Origin of the sequence: Kitasatospora sp. NPDC048239, from assembly GCF_043202015.1 — a bacterium.
GTDB lineage: Bacteria > Actinomycetota > Actinomycetes > Streptomycetales > Streptomycetaceae > Kitasatospora.
This window is the reverse complement of sequence record NZ_JBICZP010000018.1, coordinates 52,583-65,263: the sequence shown is the minus strand read 5'-3', so window position 1 is coordinate 65,263 and position 12,681 is coordinate 52,583. Positions and strand designations below refer to the sequence as shown.

Genomic DNA, 12,681 nt, shown 5'->3' with positions numbered 1-12,681 from the left:
CCGGGTTTGCTGGAGCAGGCAGCACACTCCACCGCACGTCAGAGGGACGGGACCGGGCCATGGCAGACCTCCACGCCGACGGACAAGCCTTCCACGCGGGGTACCCCCGCATCGTGGTCGGCGTCAGCGGATCGCTCGGCAGCCTCGCCGCCCTGCACCACGCCGTCGCCGAGGCCCGCCGCACCGGCGCCGAGGTCCTCGCCGTGCACTGCTGGACCCCGGTCGGCGGCGAGTTCGGCTATCGCCGCTCCCCGTGCCCGCCCCTGCTCGGCGCCTGCCGCGACGCGGCCGCCGCCCGGCTGCGCCAGGCGCTGGACGAGGCCTTCGGCGGCGCCCACGCCGGTGTGCGGCTGCGCAGCCAGGCCGTCCGCGGCGAGACCGGCCAGGCGCTGGTCCGGGTCGCCGACCGACCGGGAGACGTGCTCGTCCTCGGTGCAGGCCGCCGGGGCGCGCTCGCCCGGGTGCTGCGCCCGTCCGTCACGGCGTACTGCGTGCGCCACGCGGACTGCCCGGTCCTGGCCGTCCCGAAGCCGCCGCTCCAGCGGGAGCTCGAGGCACTGGAACGCCACCACGTCCGGCTGCTGCCGATCGGCCACTGAGGAGGCCTCACCCCGTGCCGGCCCACCCCGGCCGCCTGTCTGACCGCCACGCGAGGTGCCCGCCCCGTTCACACGTTGGTGCCGCCGCCCCGCGCGGTAGGTGGACGACACCGGCGGCCGCCGCCAGCACCCGGGCGGTGGCCAGCCCGCCCTGCACCGCGTGCTCCGCCCGCGCCGGCAGGCACCGGTTCGCCGCCGGGTCGTACTCGGTGAGCACCACCCCGGCGTGGTCCGTCGCCGGCTCCTCCAGGACCACCGACGACCCCTGCGCGACCAGTGCGGCGTTCAACTCCCTGGTCCGGTCGGCGCTCAGCACGTCGTCGGCCGTGCCGTGGACCAGCCACACCGGCACCGGGGACGGCCCGGCGGTGAGCACCTCCAGCGGCGCCGCACCCGTGGTCACGGCGGGGGAGTGGTAGGCGGAGGCGATCCCCACCACGGCCGTCGGACGCCAACCGTCCACCGCCGTCGGCCGGGTGGCCACCGCGACGGCCTCCCGGCCGCCCATCGACCAGCCGGCCAGTACGAACCGCTCCACGTCGCCGCCGTACGCGGCCGCGGTACGGCGGGCGTGGTCGAGCGAGGCCAACAGGTGCGCCCGGCCGCCGTCCGGGCTGTCGGAGCGCCAGTCCGGCACCAGCACCAGCAGCCCCGCCGCGGCCACCTCGCGGGCCAACGGCCGCATCACGTCCCGTTCGTCGGGCCCGCGGCCGTGCCAGAGCAGGACCACCGGCACCGGCCCGGCGGCGGAGTCAGGCCGGTGGACGTCCATCAACCGCCCGTCCGCGGTGTACGGGACGGCCTCGGGCGGGGCGGGGTGAGCGATCGTCATGCGCTGTTCTCCTCGGGTTCGGGCACGGGTTCCGGCCTGGTACTGTTCTTCCCGTCGAGAGGAAATGATCTCTCGGGCAGGCGTCAGAGGTGCTACTGGAGCACGTCCTACTTTCAGTAGGAAGAGTCCGTTCGACCCGGGCCTGGCGCTCCATGATCGGATGAGGTCCGGTGCCGTCAAAGGTGCCGGGCCTCATGCGCGTTCGGGGGCCGGTGAGGTCGAGTGCGGTGCGGGGCCGGGTGGTTCGGGACAGGGCCGCTGACCTGGTAGTGTTCTTCTCGTCGGGAGGGAAACAACCTCCCGGGCAGGCGTCAGAGGTGCTACTGGAGCACGTCCTACTTTCAGTAGGAAGAGTCCGTTCGACCCGGGCCTGGCGCTCCATCACCGGCTGAGGCCCGGTGCCCCCACAGGCGCCGGGCCTCAGCCGTTCCCGGACGCGGCCTCGGCCGTCGCCCGGGGCGGCCGCTCAGCCCACCGGCCGGTCGGAGCCCAGCTCGCGGGAGATCCGCAGGCCCACCTGGGCGACCACCGGGCCGAGCGAGCGGACTCTGGCCGCGGTCATCCGCGAGGTGAGCCCGGAGACCGAGAGCGCGGCCGTCACCTCGCCGGTGTGGTCGAAGATCGGGGCCGCGACGCAGCGGACCTCCGGCTCGTTCTCCCGGTCGTCGATCGAGTAGCCGCGGGCGCGGATCCGGGCCAGATCGGCCCGCAGGTGCGTCTCGTCGGCGATGGTCCACGCGGTGACCGGCCGCAGCCCGGCGGCGACCACCTCGGCGACGGCCTCCTCGGGCAGCCAGGCCAGGATCGCCTTTCCGGTGGCGGTGCAGTAGGCGGGTGCCCGACTGCCCACCCGGGACGCCATCCGGACGTTGGTCTCGTCCTCGACCTTGTCCAGGTAGACGATGCCGGGGGCCTGCCAGACGGTCAGGTGGACGGTCTCGCCGGCCTCGCGCTGCAGCCGGCGCAGGTGCTCGGCGGCGACGCTGCGCAGGTCGAGGGTGGAGAGGTAGGCCTGGCCGAGCCGGAGCGAGCCGTGGCCGAGCCGGAACCAGCCGGTCTCCCGGTCGCGGTCGAGCAGGTGCTCGTCGAGCAGCGGTCCGGTCAGCCGCAGCACGGTGCTCTTGTTGAGCCCGAGCGACTCGGCGAGCTGGCCGAGCGGGACGCCGCGGCCGCCGTTGCCGTGGTCGCGGACGTAGCCGAGGACGGCCAGCGCGCGGCGCAGCGAGGAGGACTGGTTGCGGTCCCCGGTGGCCGGCCTCTTCGGCCTGGCGTCGTCCGCACCGCCGTCCGGCGCCCCGTCGGCTGCGTTCCCGTCGGCTGCGGTCCCGCCGTCCGGCGTCCCGTCGGCCGGGCTCGCGGTGTCCGTCATCGGTCCGTTCCCCTCTCGTCCACCGCCGGACTGCGGCGGTGGCTCAGACCGTACCCGCTCACACCGCGATAGCCGATTCTTCGGCACGCTGTTGTGCAGTGCAAAACTTCCAGAACGGCCCCTTGTTGGCCCCGAGCGCACCCGCCTAACGTCCCTGGCATCGAGCAGGCGACGCCGCCCACCCGAGCGGTCGCTCTGCCGTACCCCCACATCACCGCGTTCACGCACCCACCATCGGCCCCGGTCAGGGCCTGCTTCGACGTGTCCGTCCCCAGCGGCGCACGTCCTGGCGGCAGCTGTCGGGAGGGGAGGTCTCCACCCATGCGACTGATCAGACGGACCGCTGCGGCCGCCGTTCTCACCGCCACCTGTATCGCGGCGGCCGCCTGCTCGCCCGGCACCGCACTGCCGGCCGGCGACAAGGCGGGTGACGACAGGACGGGCACCCTGCAGGTCTGGCTGTACAACGAGGCCGGCAACGCGGCGAAGGAGGCGGTGATCGGCAAGGCGGTCACCGAGTTCCAGGCCTCCCACCAGGGCGTCACCGTCGACATCAGCTACATCGACACCGATGCCTCGGCCCGCGCCGCCAAGATGAAGGGCGCGTTCAACGACCCCAACAGCGCCCCGGACCTGGTCGAGTTCGGCAACACCGACCTCCCCGGCTACGTCGCGGCCGGCGGCCTCGCCGAGATCGGCGCCGACCTCGACAAGTGGAAGGACAAGGGCGACCTCGACCCGGCGATCGCCAAGACCGCCGTGCTGGACGGCAAGACGTACGGTCTGCCCTGGTGGGTCGGCGTGCGGGCGCTGTACTACCGCACCGACCTGTTCACCGAGGCCGGCCTGACCGCGCCGAAGTCGTACGACGAACTGGTCGCCGCCAACCAGAAGATCCACGCCGCGCACCCGGACACCTTCGGCATCGCGGTCGGCGGCAAGTACACCTTCGGTGCGCTGCCCTTCGTCTGGGACGCCGGCGGCGACATCGCCACCAAGGACGGCTCCAAGTACAAGCCGGCCATCAACTCGGCCGCCTCGCAGGCGGGTATCAAGCGCTACACCGACCTGTTCGGCGCCGACGGCTGCCCGGCCCAGCAGTGCGCGGACCTCACCGGCGGCAAGACCGTGGACCTGTTCGCGGCCGGCAAGTCCGCGATGGCGATCCTGCCCAACTCCAGCCGCAGCAAGGTCGACGCGGGCGCGGCCAAGGGCAGGTACGGCGTCGTCCCGCTGCCCGGCGAGAAGCCGGGCTCGATCGCCCCGGCGTTCGCCGGCGGCAACAACCTCGGGGTGATGAAGGCGGCCAAGCACCGCACCCTCGCCGTCGAGTTCGCCGAACTGCTGGCGAGCCCCGGGTACCAGGAGCAGATGTACGACGCGATGGGCAACCTGCCCACGCTCAGGTCGGTCAACGACAAGGTCGCCGCCAAGGACGCCTTCCTCAAGCCGTTCACCGACACCATCGCGGCCGGCACCCGGTTCGTCCCGATGGACCAGGCCTGGGCGCAGATCGACGCGCAGGCCGTCGTCCCGACCATGCTCCAGCAGATCGTCACCGGCAAGGCGGACGTGGCGAAGGCCTCCGGCGACGCTGCCGGGCAGATCACCTCGGCCTTCGCGGCCCACTGAGCACAGGCCGCAGGGCGTCTCCAGAGAGCAGGTCCCGTACGTGTCCGCACCCACCACGACCGCCCCGGCGGCATCGCCCCCGCTGAGCGGGCGCCGCCGGGGCGCCGGCCCGGCCGCGCCCCCGCGCGGCCGGCGCCGGCCCCCGCTGCTGCTGCTCCTACCGGCCGCCGTCATCATGATCCCGCTGGTGGCCTACCCGATCTACCAGCTCGGCCTGCTGTCGGTGCTGGACTTCGGCCAGGCCCAGGCCTCCGGGGGAGTGCCGACCCGCTTCGTGGGCTTCGGCAACTACCAGAAGATCCTGAGCGACGGCCAGTTCTGGTCGGTGCTGCTGCAGACGGTCGGCTTCGCCGCGTTCTGCGTGGTCGCCACCCTGGTCGTCGGCGCCGCCCTCGCCGTCCTGCTGACCAGGGTCGGCAGGACCTCCCGGCTGGTCCTGACCACCGCCGCGATGGCGGCCTGGGCGGCGCCGGCGATGACCGGCTCGACGGTGTGGAGCTTCCTGTTCGACACCAACCTCGGCCTGGTCAACAAGACCCTGGTCAACCTCGGTCTGAGCGGCTTCCACGAGTACAACTGGTTCTACGACAAGTGGACGGCGTTCCTGATCGTCGGCGCCGTGGTGGTGTGGCACTCCTTCCCGTTCGTCATGGTGACGCTGTACGCGGGCATCAGGGCGATCCCCGAGGAGATCCTGGAGGCCGCCGCACTGGACGGCGCCAGCACCTGGACGACCTTCCGCCGGATCACCGCCCCGATGCTGCGGCCGATCCTCACCATCGTGGTGATCCAGTCGGTCATCTGGGACTTCAAGGTCTTCACCCAGATCTACGTGATGACCGAGGGCGGCGGCATCGCCGGCCAGAACCTCGTCCTGAACGTGTACGCGTACCAGAAGGCGTTCGCCTCCTCCCAGTACGGGCTCGGCGCGGCCATCGGCGTGATCATGCTGCTGGTCCTGGTCGTCCCGACGGTCCTCTACATCCGCACCCTGCGACGGACGGGGAACGAACTGTGAACACCCGCAGCCGTTGGCGGCTCGCCGCCAACACCACCGCCCTCCTGGTGGCCGTGGTCACCGCCTTTCCGATCTTCTGGATGGTGCTCTCGGCCTTCAAGCCCAAGGGCGAGGTGCAGTCGCTGGACCCGAAGCCGTGGACCGCGCACCCCACGCTGGACAGCTTCCGGCAGGTGCTGAGCGTCGACGGGTTCGGCCGCTACTTCATGAACAGCCTGGTCATCGCGCTGTCGGTGGTGGTGCTCTCGGCGGTGGTGGTCTTCCTGGCGGCGGTCGCGGTGACCCGCTTCCGGTTCAGGTTCCGCACCACCGTCATGGTGATGTTCCTGATCGCCCAGATGATCCCGGTCGAGGCGCTCACCATCCCGCTGTTCTTCATGTTCCGCGACGCCGGCCGCTTCGCACCGGGCATCGGCCTCAACACCCTGGCCTCGCTGATCCTGGTGCAGCTGGCGTTCTCACTGCCGTTCGGCATCTGGATGATGCGCGGCTTCGTCGCCGCCGTCCCGGCCTCGATCGAGGAGGCCGCCCAGATCGACGGCGCGAGCCGCACCCGCATCCTGTGGCGGATCCTGCTGCCGCTGGTGGCCCCGGGCCTGGCCGCGACCAGCGTCTTCTCCTTCATCGCGGCGTGGAACGACTTCGTCTTCGCCAAGACCTTCATCATCAGCGCCACCGAGAACCAGACGCTGCCCTCCGCCCTGCTGGTCTTCTTCAAGCCGGACGAGAACGACTGGGGCGGCATCATGGCGGCGTCCACGCTGATGACCGTCCCGGTGCTGATCTTCTTCATCGCCGTGCAGCGCAAGCTGGTCTCCGGGCTCGCGGGCGCGGTCAAGGACTGACCTGGCCGCCGCCAACCCGCCCGGACCGCCGGGGCGTTGGGCCGCCGCCCACCGCCCCGGCCGCGGCATCGGGCGGCCTCCTCACGCCACCCCGCGCGGCCGGAACTGCACACTGATCCGCGGCCCGACCGGCCGGGCCGTCTTCGGGATCGCATGCTCCCAGGTCCGCTGGCAGGACCCGCCCATCACCACCAGGTCCCCGTGCCCGACCAGGTGCCGCACCACCGTGCCGGCGCCCCCGCCGTTCCGTGGCCGCAGCAGCAGGGCCCGCGGTTCGCCGACCGACAGGATCGCCACCATGGTGTCCTCGCGCTCCCCGCGCCCGATCCGGTCCCCGTGCCAGGCCACGCTGTCCCGCCCGTCCCGGTAGTAGCAGAGCCCCAGCGTCCGGAACGGCTCGCCGAGCTCCCGCGCGTAGTGCGCGCTCAACGCCGCCCGCGCCTCACCGAGTACCGGATGCGGCGGCGGCGCCTGCTCCCCGTAGTGCGCGAGCAGCCGCGGCACGTCGACCACCCGCTCGTACATCTCCCGCCGCTCCGCCCGCCAGGGCACCTCCGCGGCCAGGTGTTCGAACAGTTCGTCCGCCCCGGTCAACCACCCCGGCAGCACGTCCAGCCACGCCCCCGCCCCGAGGACCGTCCGCCGCAGCCCCGCCGGGGACCCGAGCCCGATCACGCCGTCGGCGGCGTCGAACAGCGAGGGCTGGAGGTTCACGGCGGTGCGCATGGCATCAGCCTACGCCTGGATTCGAACGTGTGAGCGAATTAGGTCGCAGTCCACCCCTGGGCCGGACGCGCGCACCACGCCGTCACGCAGTGCACTCGTCCGGGCGTGTAGCGTGATCGCCACCAGCTGTCGTGGTTCCGAGGCACCTCCTCCGTCTGCGCGTCGCGCAGGCGGTCGTGCTGTTCGGGTGCCTTCCGAGGACCAGGGCGATCACCTCCGCCCACCGCACCGTGCGGCGGGCGGAACCGACTTCCCCTTGGAGGGCGCATGGCATCCGGAACCGTGAAGTGGTTCAACGCCGAGAAGGGCTTCGGCTTCATCGAACAGGACGACGGGGGACCGGACGTCTTCGCCCACTACTCCAACATCGCGGCCCAGGGCTACCGCGAGCTCCAGGAGGGGCAGCGGGTGAACTTCGACGTCGTCCAGGGCCAGAAGGGCCCGACGGCGGAGAACATCGTCCCCGGGTGACCTCCGGCCGCCTGCCGGCCCTCGCCCGGCCGGCAGGCGGCCCCGTCAGGAAACAGTCGAACGGGTACGCGGGCGTCCGGGTCAGCCGGGCATCATGCCCATCTGGCGCATCATGGCGACGGCGTCCCAGCTCCACCACCCCTCCTTGACCATGCCGTCCTCGAACCGGAACATCGTCATCCCGGCCGACTCGATGGTCCGGTTGCTGGCCGGCACGCCCATGTACTCCCCGATGTGGGTGCCGCGCCAGATCCAACGGGTCGCCACCTGGTCGCCGTCGGCGACCTGGCTCTGGATGTCGAAGGTGAAGTCGAAGGCCCTGCGGTAGCCCTCGATCATCTCCCGCACGGCCGCCGGGCCGACCACGTCACCGTCCATCGACGGGTCGTGGTCGCAGTAGTCCGGCGCCAGCAACTCGTCGAGCGCGGACATGTCGCCCCGCGCCGGGTCCACCAGCAGCCGGCGGGCCGCAGCCTTCTGGAACTGCTCGTCCCGCACCAGGTCGAGGTTGGTGAAGGTCGGCGGCTCCTGGCAGAGCGCCACCATCTCCCGGAAGATCCGGTCGGTCTCCGGCAGCCCGGAGTTGCGCATCGCCGCCTCGTACGACGGGAACTCGATGATCTCCACGACGTGCCGGGCGTCCGCCCGGTTGGTGCCCACCATGGCGTGGGTCGCGGTCCGCCGCCCCTGGCTCTGCTCGATCCAGGTGTCCATCAGCCGGTTGAGCTCGTCGGGCTGCTCCGTGCGGCACTCGACGATCTGTACAAAGGTCATCGCAGACCTCCCGATCACACCCCCTGCTGGCCGCCGTCCGCGAACGCGTCGCCTTCCACTCTCCTCCTCCCGACCCCAGGGCACCACAACACCGGCGGTACGTCCCGCGTGACGCGTCCGCGCGACCGGCCGTACGACCCGTCCGCGAGGTCCACCCCGTACGGCCCCCCGTCCTCCGTCCTCCGTCCGAAACCCGCGGCCACCGCGCCGTGCTGTGCCATGATCCTCGGCAGGCCCCGCGGGGAACGGGCCGAAGGGGGCAGAGGCATGGACGACCATCGCAACGACCCGGCCGTCCGGGCCGCCATCGGACTCGTCAGGGACGTCCAGGGGCACCACCTGAGCGAGACGACCGCCGTCGAACGGGTCCGCGACCGCACCTGGGAGCTCACCGAGGAACAGGCCCGGTACCTCGTCCGGGTCGGCATCGGCCTCACCCGCAACGCCGACGCCTCCGCCGGCTACCTGCTGGCCCGGCTGGTCCTGGAGGCGGCCGACGTCCGCTGGGGGCGCGGCCGACAGAGCCCGTGGTGGTGGGCGGCCGACCAACTGGTCGAGTCCGCCAGGCTGTTGCTGGTGGCGGAGCCCGACGGCGCCCGGCTGCGCCACGCCTGCACGATCGCCGACGAGCAGATCCGCACCCTGCGGGCGGACCGCGAGCTGGACGAGCTCGCCGAGACCATGTACGCGGCCGGAATCCTGCGCGTGCACCCGTTCATCGGCGTCCCCCGGGCCGGGCTGCCCCCGGAGGAGCTGCTCGCCCGGCAGCTGGCCCGGGCGGAGCGACGGGTGCCCTTCGACCGCGGGGCCGAGCCCGACGGGACCCTCGGCGGGATGCCGCACCCCGGCAACGCCGCCCTTGAGGCGCTGCCCTACCTGTACGGCGCGGTCGCCCTCAGCGAGGGCCACCTGCGCGGCCGCTGCCTCACCGGGCTGGGGGAGGTGCTGGCCCTGCTCTCCCAGACGGCCGGGGACGCGCCCTGGATCGACGACGAGGTGCTGCGCGTCGGACGGGAGGCGGTGGCCCTGCTCGACCCCGCCCTGGACCCGTACAACCGGATCCGCCTGCTGCGCATGGTCGCCGCGGCCGACCGGGCCCCGGTGCCGCGGACCGTCCACGAGGTACTGGGCCTGCCGGTCGCGGACCTGGTCCGGCTGCGCGGCAGCCGGGAGGCCGGCGCCGTGGTGGACCAGGCGCTCTGCCTCTTCCGTGAGGCCGGCAACACCGAGGCCCTGCGCGCGCTCGTCGCCGAGGTGTACGCGGACCTGCCCGACCTCGACGACCCGGAGCGCCGGCTGGAGCTCTGGGAGAGCCAGGTCCACGCCCTGCCCGGCTGCGACCACCCCTGCCCGGCCGACCGGGCCGGCGTCGACCTGCTCTTCTCGACCGCGATGGACCACCCCGACCCGCACACCCGGTCGGCGGCGGCCCTGCACCTGGCCGCCCACCTCTACCACCGCGACGGCGCCCGGACGGCCTGGCAGCTCGTCCAACGCGCCGCCGCCGACGGCCCGCACCCGTCCGACCGGGAACGCGACCCGGCGGCCGTCCTCCACCTGCGCGCCGCCGTCGCCTCCCGCGCGGCGCTGGAGCACGCCGAGGCCGGGGAGCCGAGCGAGGCCCTGACGATGCACGGGCACGCCGCGGTCGGCTACGCCTCCCTCCGGCTGTCCGATCTCGCCGCCCAGCAGCTCGACCACCTGGTGGCCAGGGCGACCACACCGGACACGATCGTCCTCGCCGCCGTGATCCTGCGCGACTCCCTCGTCCCGGCCCTCTCGGCGGACCCCAGGGCCGATGTCGCCTTCGCCCTGTACCGCGCCGGCCAGCTGCTGGTCGCCGCCCTGGGCGCCGGCCGCTCGTACCCCGTCGCCCTGGTCGCTCTGATGACCGCCGCCAAGGGCCTCGACTTCGGGTCCGCGCTCGCCGCCCACCGCGGGCCGCGCCCGCTCGGGCCCGGCCTCCCCGAGCTGCTCGGCGAGATCGGGCGCCGCGAACGCGAGGTGGTCGCCCCCGAGCCGCCCCGGCTCACCGACCTGGGCGAGGACCTCCACATGCTCTGCTACGCCGGCGCCCAGGAGACCGGCGACGGCCAGGACGACCGCGCCTACCTGGACAATCTGCGCCGCGGGTTCGACCGGGAGTTCTCCCGGCGGCTGTCCGGGTCGAGGCCCGCCCCGGCCGCCCCGCGCGAACCGGGCGACACCGACCTGGACGGGCTGTGCCGGGCCCTGCCGGCGGACACCGTGCTGCTGTCGCTCTTCATGGGCGTCACGCCGCAGGCCGCCGCTCCGGACACCTCCGCCGCTTCCGAGGGCGCCGAGGCTGCCGGGAGAACGGACGCCGCCGAGGAGCGAACGGCAGCCCTCTACCTGGTCACGATGACCCGGGAGGGCGTGGTGGAGACCCGCGTGGTGCCGACCACCGGACTGCCCTCCGCGCTGCTCAGGCTCAGCAGGGACGGCCACAGCCACACCCTGCACCCCTTCGCGCTGGACGTCCAGGAGGTGCGCTCCGCCGTCCTCGACGACCCCCTGCACCGCCCGGTCACCCGTGAGGGCGAGGAGCGGCTGGCCCTGGAGAACAACCTGGGCGCCGGCCTGGCCGGGACGCTAGACCGCCTCCACGACAGGGGCTACCGCCACCTCTGCGTCTGGGCGCACGGGCCGTTCCACTACCTGCCGTTCCACCTCCTGCACGTGGACGGCCGCCCGCTGGCGGACCGCTGGACGGTCACCGCCGCGCCGAGCCCCGCCTGTCTCACCGCACCCGCCCCGCGCGGCCACGGCTCCGGACTGCTCGCCCTGGGCGCCGCGAACGGCGGGGCCGGCTGGGGGCTGCCGCCCGAGCCCGAACTGGACGCGCACGTCAGGGCGGTGGCCGCGCAGGCCGGCGGCACCGCGCTGACCGGGGCCGACGCCACCGCCCGGGCACTACTGGAGCGGGCGCCCGGCCACCGCTACCTCCACCTCGCGGCGCACGGATCGCACAGCCCGGTGGCGCCCTGGTTCCAGTGCCTCTACCTCAACCCGCCGCAGGACGGCGCCGACGGCCGCCTGTTCGCCCACGAGGTCGTCTCGGCGGACCTGCGCGGGGTGGAGCTGGTGACCCTCAGCGCCTGCGAGTCGGCGCTGGGCCGCTTCGACCTCGGCGACGGCCTGCGCGGCCTGCCCGCCGCCTTCCTGCTGGCCGGCGCCCGCGCCGTGGTCGGCTGCCTCTGGCCGGTCCGGACCGAGACCGCGACCAGCTTCTTCGCCGCGCTGTACCGGGTCCTGGCCGAGGGCCGGGCCCCGCTGGAGGCCTTCCGGCTGGCCCAGACCGAGACCCGGGCGCGCCACCCGCAGTACCGCGACTGGGGCGCGTTCACCTACTCCGGCAGCTGGGGCCGGGACGACGAAGGGACCGGCTGACGTGCCGATCGACATCCCCGCCCTGGAGCCCGGCGAGGTGGACCTGGTCGTACCGGCCACCCTGCAGCGGCCGTCCGCCGAGGAGCGCATCCGGGGCCGGCTGGCCGTCAGCCGCCGCCCGTTCGTCACCCGTCTCACCCGCGCCGGGCTGGCCGACGTCGACGTGGACCCGGCCCTGCTGGCGAGCCTGCCGGCCGACGACGAGTACTTCGTGCTGGCCTTCTACTGCACCTACCGGCCGGACGCCGCCGGGGGGTCCGCGCCCTTCACCCAGTCGCGGATCGGGGTGCGGCTGAGCACCCCGGGCGACGGGCCGCAGCCGGTCGCCCTCGCCCTGGCCCCGCAGACGGCCGCCGCCCCCACCGACCGGTCCTTCCGGATCGCGGTCGCCGCTCCGCTCGGCTTCGTCGAGCCGTCGGTGGAGTACAGCCGCAACGGGAACCGCGAGGACCGCTACGTGACGGCGCTGGGCCGCGGCCAGAGCGACCCCGAGTGGCACCTGCGGGCCCTGCCGAACCACCCGCTGCTCGGCGATGTCCGGCTGGCGATGGTGATCCAGAGCCCGCCGGCGGCGGAGGTCACCGCCGAGGTGATCGTCGCCGCGACGATCCGCCGGCTCGGCCTGGTCCGCAGCCGCGCCGAGCTGCCTCCGCTGCTCCACCGCGTCGACCTGCGCGCCGCCGCCGAGTCCCTGCCGGCGCAGCGCTCGGGCGAGCTGCCACCGACGGGTGCGGCGGCGGAGTGAGCATCGACGGACCGGGTGGCGCCCGGCCGAGCGGCGGCGCCATCTGTTCGCTTTTTGACCAGGCCTGATGGCCTGCTAGTGTTCTTCCCGTCGAGAGGAAACGTTCTCTCGAGCAGGCGTCAGTGGTGCTACCGGAGCACGTCCTACTTTCAGTAGGAAGAGTCCGTTCAACCCGGGCCTGGCGCTCCATCGCAGGGCGGTCGTTCCTCTTCGGAACGGCCGCCCTCTGCGTTTCCCCGGGCGCGGCCGAGTGGCGCCC

Annotated in this window: 11 protein-coding genes; 7 read left to right on the top strand and 4 right to left on the bottom strand. The window is 73.4% G+C overall.

The genetic code is table 11. The features are described from left to right. Positions 1 to 59: 59 nt before the first annotated feature. Positions 60 to 599 (top strand): universal stress protein, encoded by a 540-nt coding sequence (locus ACGFZP_RS33840; protein WP_392940266.1) that lies wholly within the window; start codon positions 60 to 62, stop codon positions 597 to 599. A 7-nt stretch (positions 600 to 606) separates the two neighbouring features. Here the strand turns inward: ACGFZP_RS33840 and ACGFZP_RS33835 are convergent, their stop codons facing one another. Both ACGFZP_RS33835 and ACGFZP_RS33830 read right to left on the bottom strand, forming a co-directional pair. Then, complete coding sequence (locus tag ACGFZP_RS33835) at positions 607 to 1,431, bottom strand: alpha/beta hydrolase (RefSeq protein ID WP_392940264.1); 825 nt, start codon at positions 1,429 to 1,431, stop codon at positions 607 to 609. A 466-nt stretch (positions 1,432 to 1,897) separates the two neighbouring features. Further along, positions 1,898 to 2,800, bottom strand: a complete 903-nt coding sequence (locus ACGFZP_RS33830) for an IclR family transcriptional regulator (protein WP_392940262.1) — start codon at positions 2,798 to 2,800, stop codon at positions 1,898 to 1,900. Positions 2,801 to 3,121: 321 nt separating this feature from the next. Here ACGFZP_RS33830 and ACGFZP_RS33825 point away from each other — a divergent pair, with 321 nt between their 5' ends. Genes ACGFZP_RS33825 through ACGFZP_RS33815 form a run of 3 tightly spaced genes read left to right on the top strand, consistent with a single transcriptional unit; the run spans position 3,122 to position 6,295 of the window. Next, positions 3,122 to 4,432 carry an extracellular solute-binding protein gene (locus ACGFZP_RS33825; RefSeq protein WP_392940260.1) on the top strand — a complete coding sequence of 437 codons (1,311 nt, stop codon included), beginning with the start codon at positions 3,122 to 3,124 and terminating at the stop codon, positions 4,430 to 4,432. Between the two features lie 40 nt (positions 4,433 to 4,472). Continuing rightward, positions 4,473 to 5,450, top strand: a complete 978-nt coding sequence (locus tag ACGFZP_RS33820) for a carbohydrate ABC transporter permease (RefSeq protein ID WP_392940258.1) — start codon at positions 4,473 to 4,475, stop codon at positions 5,448 to 5,450. Further along, entirely contained in the window at positions 5,447 to 6,295 is an 849-nt protein-coding gene (locus tag ACGFZP_RS33815; RefSeq protein ID WP_392940256.1) for a carbohydrate ABC transporter permease, read from the top strand. The genes ACGFZP_RS33820 and ACGFZP_RS33815 overlap by 4 nt, the downstream gene beginning before the upstream one ends. A gap of 81 nt (positions 6,296 to 6,376) precedes the next feature. On the opposite strand, the gene ACGFZP_RS33810 is transcribed toward ACGFZP_RS33815, so the two are convergent. Next, positions 6,377 to 7,021, bottom strand: coding sequence for an alpha-ketoglutarate-dependent dioxygenase AlkB (locus tag ACGFZP_RS33810; protein ID WP_392940254.1), 645 nt, complete (start codon positions 7,019 to 7,021; stop codon positions 6,377 to 6,379). A 267-nt stretch (positions 7,022 to 7,288) separates the two neighbouring features. On the opposite strand from ACGFZP_RS33810, the gene ACGFZP_RS33805 reads away from it, so the two are divergent. Next, complete coding sequence (locus tag ACGFZP_RS33805; RefSeq protein WP_392940252.1) at positions 7,289 to 7,492, top strand: cold-shock protein; 204 nt, start codon at positions 7,289 to 7,291, stop codon at positions 7,490 to 7,492. Between the two features lie 81 nt (positions 7,493 to 7,573). On the opposite strand, the gene ACGFZP_RS33800 is transcribed toward ACGFZP_RS33805, so the two are convergent. Next, entirely contained in the window at positions 7,574 to 8,266 is a 693-nt protein-coding gene (locus ACGFZP_RS33800; RefSeq protein ID WP_392940250.1) for an ester cyclase, read from the bottom strand. Between the two features lie 267 nt (positions 8,267 to 8,533). Between ACGFZP_RS33800 and ACGFZP_RS33795 the strand changes: the two genes are divergently transcribed. Beyond that, positions 8,534 to 11,677: a CHAT domain-containing protein gene (locus tag ACGFZP_RS33795; RefSeq protein ID WP_392940248.1), complete on the top strand. Its 3,144-nt coding sequence runs from the start codon at positions 8,534 to 8,536 to the stop codon at positions 11,675 to 11,677. A 1-nt stretch (position 11,678) separates the two neighbouring features. Beyond that, the gene (locus tag ACGFZP_RS33790) at positions 11,679 to 12,422 is read left to right on the top strand and encodes a hypothetical protein (protein WP_392940246.1); all 744 of its coding nucleotides are present in this window, start codon (positions 11,679 to 11,681) and stop codon (positions 12,420 to 12,422) included. The last annotated feature ends 259 nt before the right edge of the window (positions 12,423 to 12,681 follow it).

What these genes read in the sequence shown, in the direction of transcription:
- ACGFZP_RS33825 (WP_392940260.1), top strand. Translation starts at nt 3,122, where the DNA reads ATGCGACTGATCAGACGGACCGCTGCGGCCGCCGTTCTCACCGCCACC.
- ACGFZP_RS33805 (WP_392940252.1), top strand. Translation starts at nt 7,289, where the DNA reads ATGGCATCCGGAACCGTGAAGTGGTTCAACGCCGAGAAGGGCTTCGGC.
- ACGFZP_RS33810 (WP_392940254.1), bottom strand. Translation starts at nt 7,021, where the DNA reads ATGCGCACCGCCGTGAACCTCCAGCCCTCGCTGTTCGACGCCGCCGAC.
- ACGFZP_RS33840 (WP_392940266.1), top strand. Translation starts at nt 60, where the DNA reads ATGGCAGACCTCCACGCCGACGGACAAGCCTTCCACGCGGGGTACCCC.
- ACGFZP_RS33800 (WP_392940250.1), bottom strand. Translation starts at nt 8,266, where the DNA reads ATGACCTTTGTACAGATCGTCGAGTGCCGCACGGAGCAGCCCGACGAG.
- ACGFZP_RS33795 (WP_392940248.1), top strand. Translation starts at nt 8,534, where the DNA reads ATGGACGACCATCGCAACGACCCGGCCGTCCGGGCCGCCATCGGACTC.
- ACGFZP_RS33835 (WP_392940264.1), bottom strand. Translation starts at nt 1,431, where the DNA reads ATGACGATCGCTCACCCCGCCCCGCCCGAGGCCGTCCCGTACACCGCG.
- ACGFZP_RS33830 (WP_392940262.1), bottom strand. Translation starts at nt 2,800, where the DNA reads ATGACGGACACCGCGAGCCCGGCCGACGGGACGCCGGACGGCGGGACC.